This is a genomic window from Simplicispira piscis, assembly GCF_054783455.1.
In genome coordinates this window covers 30,539-48,649 of the sequence record NZ_BAAGQN010000010.1, presented here as the reverse complement: position 1 = coordinate 48,649, position 18,111 = coordinate 30,539, and the positions used below count along the sequence as shown (strand labels likewise).

Sequence of the window (18,111 nt, the reverse complement as noted above, 5' to 3'; positions counted from 1 at the left end):
AGGTATTGTAGCGCAATTTTTTAAGGGCGCCAGAAAAAATCATCAATGTTTTACAGATTCCACCGACACGGCCACTGACGGTGCCGCCGCGACCGCCACCACAGCAGCAGCGGCAGCCACCTCGGCATCGGTCAGAGGCACGGGCTGGCGCTCCAGCGCCACGTCCAGCACTTTGTCGATCCACTTCACCGGCACGATCTCCAGGCCGCTCTTGACGTTGTCCGGAATCTCCTGCAAATCTTTGACATTTTCTTCGGGGATCAACACTGTCTTGATGCCTCCACGCAGGGCGGCCAACAGCTTCTCCTTCAAGCCCCCGATGGCCGTGATTTCACCGCGCAGCGTGATTTCACCAGTCATTGCCACATCACCACGCACGGGAATGCCAGTCAGCGCCGACACAAAAGCCGTAGCCATCGCTGCGCCAGCACTCGGGCCATCCTTGGGAGTCGCGCCATCGGGCACATGGATGTGCACGTCCTTCTTTTCGAAGGCTTCGTCCTTGATGCCCAGCATGCGCGCACGGCTGCGTACCACGGTGCGCGCTGCCTCAACCGACTCCTTCATCACATCACCCAGTGAACCCGTGCGGGTAATGACACCCTTGCCTGGCATGGTCACTGCCTCGATGGTCAGCAAATCACCACCCACCTCGGTCCAGGCCAGACCGACGACCTGACCCACCTGGTTCTTTTGCTCTGCCCGCCCAAAGGTGTACTTACGCACGCCCAGAAAATCTGGAAGGTTGTCAGCCGTAACTACCACCTGTGGCTCCAGCTTCTTGAGCAACAGTGCCTTGACCACCTTGCGGCAGATTTTGGACAGCTCACGCTCGAGCGAACGCACACCAGCCTCGCGGGTGTAGTAGCGCACCATGTCGCGCACTGCAGCTTCGGTGATCTGCAGCTCCTCGTCCTTCACGCCATTGTTTTTGAACTGCTTGGGCAGCAGGTACTTCATGGCGATATTGGTTTTCTCTTCCTCCGTGTAGCCCGACAGGCGGATGACCTCCATACGGTCGAGCAGCGCCGACGGAATGTTCATCGAGTTCGAGGTGGCGACGAACATGACGTCGCTCAGATCGAAATCCACCTCCACGTAGTGGTCGCCAAAGGTATGGTTCTGCTCGGGGTCCAGTACCTCCAGCAGGGCGCTCGACGGATCGCCCCGGAAGTCTGTGCCCAACTTGTCGATCTCATCGAGCAAAAACAAGGGATTGCGCGTTTCGATCTTGCCCAGGCTTTGCAGCACCTTGCCCGGCATGGCACCGATATAGGTGCGGCGGTGGCCACGAATTTCAGCCTCGTCGCGCATACCGCCCAGCGCCATGCGGACATACTTGCGCCCTGTGGCCTTGGCAATGGACTGGCCCAGCGAGGTTTTACCCACACCCGGTGGCCCCACCAAACACAGGATGGGCGCCTTGACCTTGTCCACGCGCTGCTGCACGGCAAGGTATTCCATGATGCGGTCCTTGACCTTTTCCAGTCCGTAGTGGTCCTCGTTGAGCACCGTTTCGGCATGGCCCAGGTCGTGTTTGATCTTGGTTTTCTTGCTCCAAGGCAGCGACACCAACACATCGATGTAATTGCGCACCACGGTGGCCTCCGCCGACATGGGCGACATCAACTTGAGCTTCTTGAGCTCGCCCTCGGCCTTCTTGCGCGCTTCGGCCGGCATCTTGGCCTGCTTGATTTTTTTCTCGACCTCTTCCAGGTCAGCGCCCTCTTCACCTTCACCCAGCTCCTTCTGAATGGCTTTGACCTGTTCGTTCAGATAGAAGTCGCGCTGATTTTTCTCCATCTGGCGCTTGACGCGGCCACGGATTTTCTTATCGACGTTGAGGATGTCCACTTCACGGTCGAGCTGCTCGAACAGGTTTTCAAGCCGATCCTTGACATCCGAGAGATCGAGCACGGCCTGCTTGTTTTCCAGCTTGAGCGGCAGGTGCGCGGCAATGGTGTCGGCCAGGCGGCCCGGGTCATCAATGCTGGAGATCGAGGTCAGGATTTCGGGCGGGATCTTCTTGTTGAGCTTGACATACTGGTCAAACTGCTGCATTACGGCGCGGCGCAGTGCCTCAACTTCGCTAGGGCGGTGCTCGCTTTCTGCCAGTTCAACCGGCGTCACCGTCGCAGAAAAATGGGAATCGGCATCCTCGATCGCACCCACCGAGGCACGCTGCTGACCCTCGACCAGCACCTTCACGGTGCCATCAGGGAGCTTGAGCATCTGCAGGATGGTCGAGATGCAGCCCACATCAAACATATCGGTGACCGAGGGCTCATCCTTGGCTGCTGCCTTTTGAGCCACCAGCATGATGCGGCGGTCGGTCTCCATGGCCAACTCCAGCGCCTTGATGCTCTTGGGGCGCCCCACGAACAAGGGAATGACCATGTGAGGGAAAACAACGACATCGCGCAGCGGCAACAGCGGCAGCTCGAGGGGTGTAGCAGAAAGGGGGACGTGTCCGGACATGGAGATCCTCATGAAACTACAGGGAATATGGTCCGCAGACAGAAACTTTCAACCCCTGGTGCGCAAAATGCCGACACAGGGGCTCGTGACGGGCATGGGCGCCACAACGCCCACGCCGTGTAGTCAAGCCTTTTTCGCTGCTTCGCGGTACACCAGCAGTGGTGGCTTGTTTTCATCGATGGTGGACTCATCCACCACCACCTTGTCCACATTGCTTGTATTGGGCAAGTCAAACATGGTGCCCAGGAGCGCCTGCTCCAAAATAGAACGCAAACCACGTGCGCCCGTCTTGCGTGCCAGGGCCTTGCGGGCAATGGCCTTGAGGGCTGCAGGCCGGATTTCCAGCTCGGCACCCTCCATGGCCAGCAACTTGCTGTACTGCTTAACCAGGGCATTCTTAGGCTCGATCAGGATCTGCACCAGTGCATCTTCATGTAGCTCGGCCAGGGCCGTGACTACAGGCATACGCCCGACCAGCTCCGGAATCAAGCCGAACTTGATGAGATCTTCGGGCTCGATTTCCTGGAACACGTCCGACAATGAGCGTTGCTTCTTGCTCTTGACGGCCGCGCCAAAACCGATGCCTGAGGCCTCGGTGCGGTTCTCAATGACCTTCTCAAGGCCCGCGAACGCGCCGCCGCAAATGAACAGGATGTTGGTCGTGTCGATTTGCAGAAAATCCTGGTTGGGGTGCTTGCGCCCGCCTTGGGGCGGCACGCTGGCCATGGTGCCCTCGATGAGCTTGAGCAAGGCTTGTTGCACGCCCTCACCCGACACATCCCGCGTAATGCTGGGGTTGTCGGATTTGCGCGAGATCTTGTCGATCTCGTCGATATAAACAATGCCGCGCTGGGCGCGCTCGACCTCGTAGTTACAGCTTTGCAGCAGCTTTTGGACGATGTTCTCCACGTCCTCGCCGACATAGCCTGCCTCCGTCAGCGTCGTGGCGTCGGCCATGACAAAAGGCACGTCCAGCATGCGTGCCAAAGTCTGCGCCAGCAGCGTCTTGCCCGAACCCGTGGGACCAATGAGCAGGATATTGCTCTTGGACAGCTCCACCTCGTCCTTGCCTGCCTTGTCTTTGTAGCGCAGGCGCTTGTAGTGGTTGTAAACAGCCACTGCCAGAGTGCGCTTGGCAATTTCTTGGCCAATGACGTAGTTGTCCAGGTTTGCCTTGATTTCGGTGGGCGTCGGCAAATCGGTACGCGCCTCGCGATTCGTGTCGCCCGGGGGCAATTCGTCCCGGATCACCTCATTGCACAGGTCGATACATTCGTCGCAGATAAAGACCGACGGACCGGCGATCAGCTTCTTCACTTCGTGCTGGCTTTTGCCGCAGAACGAACAGTAAAGCGTTTTTTCGCTGGAGGAGCCTTTTTTCTCGGCCATGGGGGCTTTACCTTGTATTACAGATAGTGGTCAGAATGATACCCAATGAAAAACAGAGTTGCCCGGAACGAAAAAAGTCCGGGCACGCCCTGCGCGCCACGGTCAGGGACGCTTGGAGATCACCTGGTCGATGATGCCGTAGTCCTTGGCTTCATCGGCGGTCATGAAATAGTCGCGCTCGGTGTCACGCTGAACCTTCTCCAGCGTCTGGCCCGTGCGCTCGGCAAGAATGCGGTTCATTTGGTCCTTGGTGCGCAAGATGTCGCGCGCATGGATCTCGATGTCCGTGGCCTGGCCGCGTGCGCCGCCCAGCACCTGGTGGATCATGACCTTGGAGTTAGGCAACGAAAAACGCTTGCCCTTAGCCCCTGCAGCGAGCAGGAACGCGCCCATGCTGGCGGCAAAGCCACAGCACAGCGTGGACACATCGGGCTTGATAAAGTTCATGGTGTCGTAGATCGCCATGCCGGCTGTAACGCTGCCCCCGGGCGAGTTGATGTAGAACGAAATGTCCTTGTCCGGATTCTCACTCTCCAGGAACAACAACTGTGCCACCACCAGGTTGGCCGTCTGGTCATTGACCTCGCCCACGAGGAAGATCACGCGCTCTTTGAGAAGCCGCGAATAGATGTCGTAAGACCGCTCACCGCGGCCCGACTGCTCGATGACCATCGGGACCATTCCCAAGGCCTGTGTTTCCAGTGCACTCATATTTACTCCTGTCAGGCGGGTACTGTACCCAGAAATGAATTGGGGCTTGTGAACGTTGTCACAAGCCCCTGAAGGCGCAATACCCGGACACGGCCACCAAAAATGGGCCGCGTTCAAGCAGTTATCAGCCCTGTCCAGCCATCAGTTCGTCAAAGGACATGGCCTTCTCGGTCACCTTGGCCTGTGCCAGGACGAAATCGGCGACATTGTTCTCGATGACCACAGCCTCGACTTCGCCCAAGCGCTGGCGGTCGCCAAAATACCAGCGCACCACGTCTTCGGGCTTCTCGTAGCTGGCGGCCAGTTCGTCGATATGGGCCTTGAGCTGCTCAGGCTTGGCATGCAGGTTGTTGGTCTTGACCAGTTCTGCCACCACCAGGCCCAGGCGCACGCGGCGCTCGGCCTGGGCTCGGAAGATGTCGTCAGGGATTTCTGCCTTGTCGGCATCCTTAACACCACGCTGCTTGAGGTCAGCGCGTGCGCCTTCCTTCAGGCGATCGATTTCACCCTGCACACTGGCATTGGGCAGATCGAGTTCGGCCTTGGACAGCAGGGCTTCCATCACGGCTTGCTTGTTGCGTGCCAGCAAGCGGAACTTGACTTCACGCTCGAGGTTAGTCTTGATATCAGCGCGCAGGCCCGCCACGGTGCCGTCGGCAATACCGAGCGACTTGGCCAGGGCATCGTTCACTTCAGGCAGGTGGGCGGCTTCAATCTTTTTAACGGTGACCAGGAAGTCAGCGGTCTTGCCTGCCACATCCTTGCCGTGGTATTCCTCGGGGAAAGCCAACGGGAAAGTCTTACTCTCGCCCGGTTTCATGCCGCGCACGGCATCTTCAAATTCCTTGAGCATCTGGCCTTCGCCCACCAAAAACTGGAAGTCCTCGGCCTTGCCGCCCTGAAAGGTCTCGCCGTCGAGCTTGCCTTCAAAGTCCACGGTGACGCGGTCGCCGTCCTGCGCTGCGGCGTCCATGGCGCGCTGTGCGAAGCTGCGGCGCTGCTTGCGCAGTATGTCAACAGTCTTGTCGATGGCGCCATCGTCCACAGCGGCCGACAGTTTTTCGATTTCGGCGCTGGTCAGGTCTCCAATTTTGACTTCAGGAAACACCTCGAATACCGCGTCAAAGGCGACCTCGCCCTCGGGCGCACCGTCTTTTTCAGTAATGCGCGGCTGACCGGCCACGCGCAGACTGGCTTCGTTGGCCGCCTGTGCAAAAGCCTCGCCGACCTTGTCGTTGAGCACTTCGTACTGCACCGAGTAGCCATAGCGCTGCGAAACCACATTCATGGGCACCTTGCCGGGACGGAAGCCGTCCATCTTGACGGTGCGGGCCAGGCGCTTGAGGCGCGTTTCCACCTCGCTCTGGATGGCGGACAGGGGCAGGCTCAGCGTGATCTTGCGTTCGAGCTTTTCAAGGGTTTCAACGGTAACAGCCATGGCTACTCCTAAATTTTTGGTTAAACGTGACCACTGCCGTGCAGTGACACCGTGTCCGGACTAGTTTCAAAAGGGGTGGTGCGCGGGGGGGGACTCGAACCCCCACAGTGTTGCCACCGTCAGGACCTAAACCTGGTGCGTCTACCAATTTCGCCACCCGCGCGGTCATCAAACAAGCAGGCGGCAAGAAAAACTGCCGCCTGCATGAAACTGGTTAACTTTTAATTTTAACCTGATACTGGCCCATCTCCGATGACAGGTTCCGGTCGGCGCACGCGGAACCAGGCCGCATACATGGCGGGCAGGGCCAGCAGCGTCAACACCGTGGCCACAATGAGCCCGCCCATGATAGCCACAGCCATAGGGCCCCAAAACACGCTGCGGGACAGCGGAATCATGGCCAGAACGGCCGCCGCAGCGGTCAGTACGATGGGGCGCAAGCGGCGCACGGCCGCCTCGACAATGGCGTCCCATGCCGGCACGCCGCGTGCGCGGTCTTTTTCTATCTGGTCGATCAGAATGACCGAATTGCGCTGGATCATGCCCATGAGCGCAATCACACCCAGCAGCGCCACAAAGCCGAACGGACGCCCCAGCAAAATCAGCGCCCCGGCCACCCCGGCGATGCCCAGCGGGCCGGTCAGGAAGACCAATACAGCCCGGCTGAAGCTGTGCAGTTGCAGCATCAGCAGGGTGAACGTGATGAACAGCATGATAGGCACACCTGCCGCGATGGACGACGAGCCCTTGGAGCTTTCCGCCACGGCGCCGGCCACCACGATGCGATAGGCCCCCTGCCCGCTTTGCTGCCATGCGGCCTCGATCTTTCGCAAACCAGGCAGCAGCATCTGCGTCACCGTAGCGCCCTGCATACCCTCGACCACATCGCCCTGTACCGTGATGGCGTATTCACGGCCCTCGCGCCACATCACGCCCGGCTCCCAGGCAAACACCGGCCTGGCAATCTGCGTCAGCGGTATCGACTTGCCCGACGCCGTGGGCAGATAAGCGTTGCCGATATCGGTGATGGCGCGGCGCTCGTCCTCGGGCTGGCGCAGCACGATGTCGATGAGCTTGTCGTCTTCGCGGAACTGGCCTACCGTCATACCCGACTGCATGACCCGGGAGGCCTGGGCGATGGACTGGCTGCTCACGCCCAGGGCACGCGCCTTGTCCTGATCGACCTCCAGGCGCAACACCTTCACCGATTCGTTCCAGTTGTCGTTCACGCCGCGCATCTTGGCATGTTCGCGCATCACGGCTTTCACTTCGTCGGCATGCGCGCGCAGCACCGTCGGGTCCGGCCCCACCACGCGGAACTGCACCGGGTAGGGCACTGGCGGCCCATTGGGCAGCAGCTTGACGCGGCCGCGCACCTCGGGAAACTCCTGCGCCAGAACGGTCGGCAGCGTCCGCAGCAAGGCACCGCGTTTTTGGAGATCTTGCGCCAGCACAATGAATTGCGACACATTGCTTTGCGGAAACACCTGGTCCAGCGGCAAATAGAAACGTGGCACGCCCGAACCCACCCAGCCACTGACCGATGCCACGCCGGGTTGCTCCATCAGGCGCTTCTCCACGCGGCGGGTGACCTCCTCGTTTCCTGCAAAAGAGGTGCCCTCGGGAAACCACAGGTCGACCAGCACCTCAGGCCGGTTCGAATCGGGGAAGAACTGCTGCTGCACCACACCCATACCGGCAATGCCCAGCGCAAAAGTGAGCAGCGTGGCGCCAATGGTGGCCCAGCGGTGCTCCACGCACCAGTGCACCAAACGGCGGAAGGCTTTGTAAAACGGGCTGTCGAACACCTCGCGCGGATCATCAGTGATGCCCGCTGCGGCCACATGCGCAGGCAGATCACTGGCCCCCACACTCGCCACTGCCTGTGCTTCGCTGCCCCCCAAGGGGGCGCCAGCCGCCTTGGGGCGGCCCGGCGGCGGCTGGAGCAGCAATGTGCCCAGGTACGGCACGAAATACACCGAGGCCAGCCAGCTCAGCACCAGCGCGATCACCGTCACGGCGAAGATGGCGAAGGCGTATTCGCCCACAGACGACCTGGCAATGCCAATGGGCAGAAAACCTGCCGCCGTGATGAGTGTGCCCGTGAGCATGGGCATGGCCGTCAGCTCATAAGCGAAGGTGGCGGCGCGCATCTTGTCGTAGCCCTCCTCGAGCTTGAGCACCATCATCTCCACGGCAATGATGGCATCGTCCACCAACAGGCCCAGGGCGATGATGAGCGAGCCCAGCGACACTTTGTGCAACCCAATCCCCCAGTACCACATGGCCAGAAAGGTCACGCCCAGCACCAACGGAATGGTGATGCCTACCACCAGCCCCGGGCGCGGGTCGATATACCAGCGCCGCCACCAGGGCTGCTGGCCTGCCCGCTTGTGCAGGCCCAGGCTGACAAAACTCACAGCCAGCACGATGGCCACGGCCTCGATGAGCACCTTGACGAATTCATTGACGGAACGGGCCACGGCCTGAGGTTGGTCCTGCACATTGGCCAGGCGCACTCCGGCGGGCAGTGTTTTTTCGATGTCCGCCGTCGCACTGCGCAGGGCTTTGCCCAGACGGATGATGTCGCCGCCCTTGGCCATGGAGACCCCCAGGGCGACCACCTCGCGCCCCTCATGCCGTACCTTGACGGCGGTGGGCTCGACATACCCGCGCTGGATCGTGGCGATATCCCCCAGGCGCAACTGCGCACCCGAAGCGCCGCGAATCGGCATGGCGCTCAAGTCCTCCATGGCCCGAAACTGCCCGGCCACACGCACCTGCAACTGGTCCTGCGGCGTCTGCACAATGCCCGCACTTTCCACCGCGTTCTGCTGGCCCAGTTGTGCCAGCACCTGGTTCATGTCCAGCCCGAGCTGGGAGAGGCGGCTTTGCGAGATCTCGATATAGAGCTTTTCATCCTGCACGCCAAACAGCTCGACCTTGGCAACATCGGGCACACGCAGCAGCTTCTGGCGCACGTCGTCGGCAAACTGTTTGGCCTCGGCATAGCTGAACCCGTCGGCCTCCAGCGCATAAATCACGCCGAATACATCGCCAAAGTCGTCGTTGAAGAACGGGCCCTGCACGCCTTGTGGCAAGGTGTAGCGCATGTCGCCCACCTTCTTGCGCACGCTGTACCAAACGTTGGCGACCTCGTTCGAGCGCGAGCTGTCCTTGATTTCCAGAATGATCTGCGACTCGCCCGGCTTGGAATAGCTGCGGATCTTGTCGGCCAGCGGCACCTCCTGCAAGGTGCGCTCGATCTTGTCGGTCACCTGTTCAGCCACCTGCTGCGCCGTGGCGCCAGGCCAGTAAGTGCGCACCACCATGGCGCGGAAGGTGAAGGGCGGGTCCTCGTCCTGGCCAAGCTGGAAATAAGCGGCAATGCCCATCACCATCAGCACCACCATGAGGTAGCGCGTTAGCGGGGCATGGTTGATGGCCCAGGCCGAGAGGTTGAAGCCGTTGTTCTGTGGCGTTTGCTTCATGGTGCGCTCACCGGGCCACGGAAGCAGAAGCCGCCGCAGCCGGCACAGGCACTGTTATTTTTATAGCTTCTTGCGCTTTACCAGAGAGCGCTTGAGCCGATTTTTGCTCATAAACTCCGACCTTCTGCCCTGGTGTCAGCACATGCACACCGGTGCTCACCACCTGCATGCCAGGCACCAGTCCGTCCGTAATCACAGCCTCATTGCCATCGGCCGTAACCACTTGCACCGCTTGCGAGCGCACGGTGCCTGTATCCGGCTCATACACCCACACAGCGGTTGCAGCGCCTTCCTGGCGCAGTGCCGTGGTGGGCAGCTTGATGGCGGACCGGCCTACCGCGCCGAGGGCTTCCGGCGTGACATGCACCGTAGCCCCCAGGGGCGGCACCTGGCCCGCCTCGATACCGGCCTTGACAACAAAGGTGCGCGTCACCGGGTCGGCACTGGCCGCCACCTCGCGCACGCGGGCCTGCAGGGTCTCACCCCCAGACCACGAACGCACAGTGACTGCCTGGCCCACCCGCAGACGGGTGACCTTGTCTTCGGGCACGGCAAACACCACATCGCGTGCACCGTCCTGGGCAATGCGCAGCACCGGCGTGCCCGCACTCACCACCTGGCCCACCTCGGCATCCACGGCAGTGACGACACCGTCCACATCGGACACCAGCCGGGTGTAGGTGGCTTGGTTGCCCTGCGCCGAAGCCTGTGCCCGGGCCTGCGCCAACGTGGCCCTGGCGGCCTTGAGCGACGCTTCGCGCCGGTCCAGCTCGGCACCGCTGATGAAGTTCTGCGCTTTCAGGGCCGCAAACCGCTGGAAATCCGCTGCCGCCAGATCATGCTGCGTCTGCGCGACGGACACCTGGGCCTGCGCTGCCGACGCGGCCAACTGGTAGTCCTGCGGGTCCAGTTGGGCCAGCGCCTGCCCGGCACGCACGCGCTGCCCCAATTCGGCCTGGCGCTGCACGATCTTGCCTGCCACGCGAAAGCCCAGGCGCGACTCGGTGCGCGCGCGCACCTCGCCCGAATAATCCTGGTACGCCTGCAAGGCCTCCACGCCAACGGTCACCAGTTTGACGGCCCGCACAGGCTCTGGCGGAGGCTCCGCAGGCGTACAGGCGACCAAAAACAAGGCGACTGCACCCACGCCACTGGCGTACCGCAGAAGTCGAAACGGGCCGAAAAAAAGCCCCTGCTGGGGCAACGGTGCTTGCGGTGTGCGCATGGAATGGGTCCGGAATATTACTGACTGACTGGTTAGTAATCTATGTGATCGTCCTTTTCTTGTCAAGCGACAATCAGCACCGTGAACACCCCCGCCCCCCAGCCCCCAGCCCCGCCCCAGGCCATTACTCACTACGAGAACTTTCCCGTGGCCTCGTGGCTGTGCCCGCCGCATCTGCGCACGCCCATTGCCGCCATTTACGCCTTTGCCCGCACCGCCGACGACCTGGCCGACGAAGGCAACGCCAACCCGGCCGAACGCCTGCACGACTTGGCCGCCTACCGGGCCGACCTGCATGCCACCGCCACGGACAACGCCGTATCGTCCCGCTGGCCCGAGGTGTTTGCACCCCTTGCAGGCGTTCTGCGCAGCCACCACTTGCCCGTGCCCCTGCTGGACGATCTGCTCAGCGCCTTTGTGCAAGACGTGGAAAAAACCCGCGACAGCGCGGGTTATGCCAGCCGTGCCGAGCTGCTGGACTACTGCCGCCGCTCTGCCAACCCGGTGGGCCGTCTGCTGCTGCACCTGTACGGCGTGCACAGCGCGCAGGCCCTGCAGGAGAGCGATGCCATCTGCACCGCGCTGCAGCTCATCAATTTCTGGCAAGACCTGAGCGTGGACATTCCCCGGGGGCGCTTCTATTTGCCCGACGACGACTGCGCCGCCCACGGCGTGGACCGCTCGCAGTTGCAGGCACTGCAGCCGACGCCTCGTACCACCGCGCTCATCACCGAACATGCCCGCTGGGCACGCGCCACGATGCTGGAGGGCGCGCCGCTGGTGCACCGCCTACCGGGGCGCATCGGCTGGGAATTGCGGCTGGTGGTGCAAGGGGGCTTGCGCATCCTCGACAAGGTGGATGCGCTGCACGGCCACAGCCTGTGCCAGCGGCCGCGCATCCGGGGGTGGGATGCGCCGGTGATGCTGGGGCGGGCGCTGGGGATGTGAGAAGCTGGCCGGTTTTTGGTGTTTTTGGCATCTGTCGCTTGTTGGTCATACGTCAGCAGCTATATTTTTTGCAGCTATCAGCGTGCCTTTGCAAGGGGCGGGAGCCGGGGTGTGCGCCCGGCGGCGCAGTAACTTTCTTTCGCTTCGCCGAAAGAAAGTCACCAAAGAAAGGGCGACCCTACAGTCTGCGTCCCTTCGCTTCGCTGCGGGCAACCTGCGGTGCGCGGTCACGGGGTGCGCCGTGGAACTCGCTTTGCGCCTTCGGCGCGCCGCTCGAACAACCACGGCGAGTCAGATCACGAAGCGGGTGTGTCCTGCGGCACACCCGCCACCCCGCGCCCTGCGCTCCTCGGCGCATACAGAAGGGGCAGGGAAAGTCCAAACAGCCGCACGGGCCATCGCTTTGCTCGGCCTGGCCTGCGCAGCGCGAGGCGCTTGCGCCCGCGAATGCAGGGGCGAGCGCAGCGATGGCCCGTGTGGATTGCGGTCTTCAAACCCCCTTCTGGCTGCGCCTGCGGCGGGGCGTTTGCGGGGTGAGCATGCGCGCCCCCGCGCGCATGCTTCGTGAACTGACTCGCCGCGTTTGTTCGAACGGAGCGCGCCAGCGCGCAGTGAGTTACGCGGCGCACCCCGCAAGCGCCCCGACGCAGGTTTGCCCCTTCGCTGCGCGAAGGGGTCGCAGACTGTGGGGCGCGTTTCTTTGCCTCCTTGCTTATCGCGCGACAAGAAAGGAGGTCGCCCGCCGGGGCGAGACCCGGCCTCCGCCCTCAACCGCCCCACCCGGCGCCTCTAAAAGAAAGATTCATGCCCCGCAATCCCAGCTGAAGTAAGTCCCAAATATTTGAGGCAGAACAGCCTCTAACGCTTACCAATAAAGCGCAAAAAGCTATTTATTTCATAGCAACCACACCACCTCCCCCGCACAAGGCGCCCCACACGCTCAGGGATAGCGATCTTGCAGCCCCACTCGCACACACCTACCGTCAGCACCACCGATCCACGGCACCCACGGGGTGCCTTTTTGTTGACCCCTTTTGCGCCCGGCCCCCGCACACCCCACACACCATGACCGTCAGCGTTTTCGACCTCTTCAAAATCGGCATCGGCCCGTCCAGCTCCCACACCGTGGGCCCCATGATCGCGGCGCGCCATTTCGCCTGCCAGCTGCAACAGATGCCGGGGCTGGCCGCCGTGCATGGCGTGCGCGTGGAGCTGTTCGGCTCGCTGGCCGCCACAGGCATCGGCCACGGCACCGACCGCGCCATCCTGCTGGGGCTGGCCGGACACGAGCCCGACCAGATCGACCCCGAGCACATCGCCCCGGCCATCGACGCCATCCGCAGCCAGCAACGGCTGGCACTGCTGGGCGAACACCCTGTGCGCTTTGTGGAAAAGGAACACCTGCTGTACCGCCGCAAAAGCCTGCCACGTCACCCCAATGGCATGCGCTTTGCAGCCCTCGACGCGCAAGGAGCCGAAACCACCGTGGCCGAGTACTTCTCGATCGGCGGTGGCTTTGTGGTGGATGCGGCGGGTGAGCGCGTACTCAATGGCAGCGCGCCTGGCAACGCCACATCCACGGCACCCTACCCCTTTACCAGCGGCGCACAGCTGCTGGCACAGTGCCAAACCAGCGGCCTGGGCATCGCGCAGATCATGCGTGCCAACGAAGCGCAGTGGCGTAGCCCCGACGAAGTGCAGACGCAGTTGCGGGCCATCTGGCACACCATGGCCGGGGCCGTGCGGCGCGGCTGCGCTACAGGCGGTACCCTGCCTGGGCCAATGCGCATCCGGCGCCGGGCTGCAGAGCTGCAGCGCAGCCTGAGCAGCAACCCCGAGGCTGCGCTGCGCGACCCGCTCTCCATGCTGGACTGGGTCAACCTCTACGCCATGGCCGTGAACGAGGAAAACGCTGCCGGGGGCCGCGTGGTGACGGCGCCCACCAATGGGGCGGCCGGGGTGATCCCGGCGGTGCTGCACTACTACATTAACTTTGTGCCGGGCGCCAACGAGGCGGGCATTTTCGACTTCCTGCTCACGGCAGGCGCCATTGGCAGCATCTACAAACTCAACGCCTCGCTCTCAGGCGCCGAAGTGGGCTGCCAAGGGGAAGTGGGCGTGGCCTGCTCGATGGCAGCCGGGGCTCTGGCCGCCGTGCTGGGTGGCACACCCGCGCAGGCAGAGAATGCGGCCGAGATCGGTATGGAGCACAACCTGGGCATGACCTGCGACCCCGTGGGCGGGCAAGTGCAGATTCCCTGCATCGAGCGCAACGCCATGGGCGCCATCAAGGCCATCAATGCCGCGCGCCTGGCACTGCGCGGCGACGGCCAGCACGTGGTGTCGCTCGATCAGGTGATCAAGACCATGGTGCAAACTGGCGCCGACATGATGTCCAAGTACAAGGAAACCTCGCGCGGTGGCCTGGCCGTGAACGTGGTGGAATGCTGAAAGATAGACACACCCCTATATCGCTACGCGCTGCAAGAGAAGGGGGGGAGCCACCAGCGCGCAGGGCAAGCCTTTGCGCGGTGGCCCCTGGCACAGGCTTGCCCATTTCACGTGCCGAGCAGCACGCTTACCAGCGGTCTGACCGCATGCGCAGCTCCCAATTGCCGCGCCGCAGTTCATACACGCCCACGGCGGCGTAGCGCTGCTCGCCTTTATCGTCCCAGGTCATGGTGCCGGTCACCGGTGCATAGCCGTTGATGGAATGCATCGCGGCCGTCACATCCTTGGGCTTGGCCGACTTGGCCTTCTGCAGCGCTGCCGACAGCACATACATGCTGTCGTAGGTGTAGTGGCCGCCATACGCCGGGGGCTTCTTGAAAGCCTCAAGGTACTTCTCCAGGAACTGGCGACCGGTGACGAATTCCTTGGCCTCCAGCACCGGCGAGGTGGCAAAAATACCTTCGATGATGCCGGCCGCCTTGGCCATATCGGTGGTTTTGATCGTGTCACCGCCGAGCAGGCGTACCCGGGTGTAGTCGATCTTTTTAAGCGCCTCAATCAGGGCCACAGCCTGAAAGTCATTCAACGTGGAGACGATGACCTCGACATTTGCGGCCTTGATTTCCTCCGCCAGCTTGTCAAACGCCACCGTCTTGTCGTCAAACGACTGGCGCAGCACCACCTCGCGCTTCTCGGCCTTGAGCTGGACCACGGCGCCATCGGTCAAGCCCTTGCCATAAGGCGTCCCATCGTCCAGCGCGGCATAGCGCACAGCCCCAAACTGCGACGCAGCAAACGAGCCAATGGCACGTGCCTGCAGATCGTCGTTAGCCACCATGCGGAAAGTGGTGGACAAGCCCAGCTGCGTGAACTTTGGGTTCGTGGAGATCGCAATCTGCGCAATATCCTTGGCACCGTAAATGGGCGCTGTCTCGATGCTCACGCCCGAATTGAGGTGCCCAATGACAGCCACGATCCCCGCATCCACCAACTGCTGCGCCACGGCTTTGCCTGTGGCAGCGTCGGCCCGGTCGTCCATTGCAACCACCTCTAGCGTGACGCGCTTGCCGTCAATGGCGTAGTTGTTCTTATTCAACTCGCTCACGGCCAGGTTCACGCCATTGAGCAAATCCTGCCCCAGGGCGGCCAGCGGGCCACTCAACGGCTGCGCTACCCCGATCTTGATGGTGTCAGGGATATTGCTGCAGCCCGTCAGCAAGCCGCTGGCCGCCAAAGGGGCAAGCGCCAGTCCGGCAGTGAAATGGCGCCGTTTCAAAGAAGTCGTCATGCAGGAAACTCCGTCCAAAAAATGTTTGTGACTGGGTGTATACAAGGGCCTTGACCTCAGGCGTGACCGGGAAAGCCCTGCCATTAGCAAGTTTCAGGCATGAAAAGGCCGTGCAATACATCTTTCGGTACGGAACTTGCGATAACACCGCCATAAATGGCTTACGTATCGTGGCGAAGATCCTGGCCGTGACCGGCCTATTAGCATGCCCAGCCGCTGGCCAATCGCTCGCGACAGCAGGCCACATTACCCATCAAACAAGGTGACTTGGAGTGTCAAATCCGCTGATTCATCCCGCATCAGCTGCATGGAAATAGGCAATAGTCCGACGCAAACCGTTGTCAAGATCGATCTGAGGCACCCAACCGTGCAACAGCGTATGCGCCAATGTGATGTCGGGTCGGCGCTGGCGAGGATCGTCTTCCGGCAGAGGGCGATAGGTGATGCGAGCGGACGAGCCAGTCTGTACGAGAACCTTTTGCGCAAGTTCCAGGATGGTGAATTCATCCGGATTTCCAAGATTAACGGGTCCCGCCACATCATCCGGCGTCGCCATCATGCGCACCAGCGCTTCCACCAGGTCATCGACATAGCAAAAGCTACGGGTCTGTGCTCCTGCTCCATATACAGTCAAATCGGCACCGCGTAACGCCTGGACGATGAAATTTGAAACAACCCGACCATCGTCAGGACGCATTCGGGGGCCATAGGTGTTGAACAGTCGTACCACCTTCGTCCGTACGCTGTGCTGGCGTCGATAGTCGAAGAACATTGTCTCTGCACAACGCTTTCCTTCGTCGTAGCAGGCCCGCACCCCAATGGGATTGACATTCCCCCAATAAGATTCCAACTGCGGATGCACGCTGGGATCGCCATACACCTCACTGGTAGAGGCTTGAAGGATTACGGCATCGCATTTACGGGCCAGTTCCAGCAGGTTCAACGCACCGATGACGTTGGTGCGCATTGTCCGCAGAGGATCTGCCTGATAGTGCACGGGCGATGCGGGACAGGCCAAGTTATAGATCTCATCCACCTCAACATCCAAGGCCAAGGTGACGTCGTGACAAAGTAAACGAAAGCGTGGAGAAGACTGGAGATGGGTGATATTTTTTTCGGAACCCGTAGAAAAGTCATCGGCACACAATACTTCGTGGCCATCCAACAGCAGACGTTCGCACAAGTGGGAACCCAGAAAACCGGCCCCTCCGGTCACAAGAATTTTTTTTGCGGATATCACAGTGCTGTGGTCCTCAGTGCATCCGGCATGCCCCGGCCTATTGTCAGATAATCAAACCCGAGGGCTCGCATGGCGGATGGTTCGTAAAGATTGCGTCCATCCACCACGAGCGGCCGCCTCAGTGCCGCTCTTAATGCATCAAAGTTAGGACTGCGGAACACTTGCCACTCGGTCACGATCAGCAAAGCATCAGCGTCACGCGCAGCCTCGATGGGGCCATCAGCGTAGCTGATTCGCTCCAGCAGTTCGGGTCGATTGCGCATGTCTTCCTCAAAGCAACGGCGAGCCTCCGACATGGCCACCGGATCAAAGACGCAGAGCACTGCCCCGCGCTCCAGCAATTCGCGCACGATCACACGGCTAGACGCTTCGCGCATGTCATCGGTATTGGGCTTGAAGGCGAGGCCCCACAGTGCAAATCGGCACCCAGAGAGATCTTGTCCGAACCGCAGCGCGAGCTTGTGCACCAGTAACTGTTTTTGATCATCATTGACTTGCTCCACGGCTGCCAGCACTCGCAGCGGCAAACCAACGCTATGACCCATCCACTGCAGCGCGGCCACATCCTTGGGAAAGCAGCTACCACCATAGCCGACACCAGGATAAAGAAAGCTATCCCCAATCCGCGGATCAGAACCTATGCCTATACGCACAGGCTCGATATCCGCTCCCAGACGGTCAGCAAGGTTAGCCATCTCGTTCATGAAACTGATGCGCGTGGCCAGCATGGCATTCGCTACATATTTCGTAAATTCAGCACTGCGTCGGTCCATGCAAATCAGGCGGTCGTGATCATGCCCAAATGGACGATATAACTCGCGCAGGAGGCGCCCCGCCTGCTGCTCATCATGCGAATCACCAAAACCGATGATGATGCGATCAGGCCGCATGAAATCATCGATTGCGCTACCTTCCTTGAGGAACTCAGGGTTGGAGACCACGGCGAAACGGGGTAGCGCATCGACCTCCCCGCGGCGTTGCGCGAGAACGGCTGCAACAGTGCGATGCACGGCTTCGCCCGAACCTACGGGGACGGTCGACTTATTGACGATCACCTTGAAACCCGTCATATGCATGGCGATGGTGCGCGCCACGTTGAATACAGAGTGAAGATCGGCGCTGCCATCTTCAGCAGAGGGTGTGCCCACTGCAATGAATTGCACCTCTCCATGCGCCACGCCATAGGCCATGTCAGTGGAAAACGCCAACCGACCGGCGCTAGTATTGCTGTCCACTAACTCTCGCAGCCCAGGCTCGTAGATTGGTACATCTCCCGCTTGGAGGGAAGCGACCTTGCCTGCATCGGTATCTATACAAAGGACATCATTTCCTAGCTCCGCCAGGCAAGCCCCGGTGACGAGGCCTACGTAGCCGGTTCCGAATATGGTGAGATTCATGAAAAATCGAATGTCGTTGGACGAAAGCAAAAAACCAACCCACAGCCGACCCTGA

General features: G+C 61.2%; 11 protein-coding genes and 1 tRNA gene. 2 read left to right on the top strand and 10 right to left on the bottom strand.

Translation table 11 applies throughout. The annotated features are described in order from the left end of the window. Nucleotides 1-42: 42 nt before the first annotated feature. The 7 genes from lon to ACYVOC_RS06340 form a co-directional block, all read right to left on the bottom strand. A complete protein-coding gene (lon, locus tag ACYVOC_RS06370; protein WP_461161224.1) occupies nucleotides 43-2,478 on the bottom strand; it encodes an endopeptidase La in 2,436 nt (811 codons plus the stop codon). 123 nt (nucleotides 2,479-2,601) lie between these two features. Beyond that, on the bottom strand, nucleotides 2,602-3,867 hold the full coding sequence (clpX, locus tag ACYVOC_RS06365) for an ATP-dependent Clp protease ATP-binding subunit ClpX (RefSeq protein ID WP_461161223.1): 1,266 nt from the start codon (nucleotides 3,865-3,867) through the stop codon (nucleotides 2,602-2,604). Between the two features lie 102 nt (nucleotides 3,868-3,969). Further along, entirely contained in the window at nucleotides 3,970-4,578 is a 609-nt protein-coding gene (gene clpP, locus ACYVOC_RS06360; RefSeq protein ID WP_116003460.1) for an ATP-dependent Clp endopeptidase proteolytic subunit ClpP, read from the bottom strand. 124 nt (nucleotides 4,579-4,702) lie between these two features. Further along, the gene (tig, locus tag ACYVOC_RS06355) at nucleotides 4,703-6,016 is read right to left on the bottom strand and encodes a trigger factor (RefSeq protein WP_116003459.1); all 1,314 of its coding nucleotides are present in this window, start codon (nucleotides 6,014-6,016) and stop codon (nucleotides 4,703-4,705) included. A gap of 76 nt (nucleotides 6,017-6,092) precedes the next feature. After that, nucleotides 6,093-6,179 (bottom strand) — tRNA-Leu (locus ACYVOC_RS06350). A 64-nt stretch (nucleotides 6,180-6,243) separates the two neighbouring features. After that, on the bottom strand, nucleotides 6,244-9,507 hold the full coding sequence (locus ACYVOC_RS06345) for an efflux RND transporter permease subunit (RefSeq protein WP_461161222.1): 3,264 nt from the start codon (nucleotides 9,505-9,507) through the stop codon (nucleotides 6,244-6,246). Nucleotides 9,508-9,514: 7 nt separating this feature from the next. Then, on the bottom strand, nucleotides 9,515-10,732 hold the full coding sequence (locus ACYVOC_RS06340; protein WP_461161221.1) for an efflux RND transporter periplasmic adaptor subunit: 1,218 nt from the start codon (nucleotides 10,730-10,732) through the stop codon (nucleotides 9,515-9,517). An 81-nt stretch (nucleotides 10,733-10,813) separates the two neighbouring features. Between ACYVOC_RS06340 and hpnC the strand changes: the two genes are divergently transcribed. Both hpnC and ACYVOC_RS06330 read left to right on the top strand, forming a co-directional pair. Then, nucleotides 10,814-11,680: a squalene synthase HpnC gene (gene hpnC, locus ACYVOC_RS06335; RefSeq protein WP_461161220.1), complete on the top strand. Its 867-nt coding sequence runs from the start codon at nucleotides 10,814-10,816 to the stop codon at nucleotides 11,678-11,680. Between the two features lie 1,065 nt (nucleotides 11,681-12,745). Then, nucleotides 12,746-14,131: an L-serine ammonia-lyase gene (locus ACYVOC_RS06330; protein WP_461161219.1), complete on the top strand. Its 1,386-nt coding sequence runs from the start codon at nucleotides 12,746-12,748 to the stop codon at nucleotides 14,129-14,131. A 127-nt stretch (nucleotides 14,132-14,258) separates the two neighbouring features. Here the strand turns inward: ACYVOC_RS06330 and ACYVOC_RS06325 are convergent, their stop codons facing one another. From ACYVOC_RS06325 to ACYVOC_RS06315, 3 genes are all read right to left on the bottom strand, one after another. Then, nucleotides 14,259-15,419 carry a branched-chain amino acid ABC transporter substrate-binding protein gene (locus ACYVOC_RS06325; RefSeq protein WP_461161218.1) on the bottom strand — a complete coding sequence of 387 codons (1,161 nt, stop codon included), beginning with the start codon at nucleotides 15,417-15,419 and terminating at the stop codon, nucleotides 14,259-14,261. Between the two features lie 289 nt (nucleotides 15,420-15,708). Then, nucleotides 15,709-16,659 carry a UDP-glucuronic acid decarboxylase family protein gene (locus ACYVOC_RS06320; protein WP_461161217.1) on the bottom strand — a complete coding sequence of 317 codons (951 nt, stop codon included), beginning with the start codon at nucleotides 16,657-16,659 and terminating at the stop codon, nucleotides 15,709-15,711. Then, nucleotides 16,656-18,056 (bottom strand): UDP-glucose dehydrogenase family protein, encoded by a 1,401-nt coding sequence (locus ACYVOC_RS06315; RefSeq protein WP_461161216.1) that lies wholly within the window; start codon nucleotides 18,054-18,056, stop codon nucleotides 16,656-16,658. Before ACYVOC_RS06315 ends, ACYVOC_RS06320 begins: the two co-directional genes overlap by 4 nt. Between the last annotated feature and the right edge of the window lie 55 nt (nucleotides 18,057-18,111).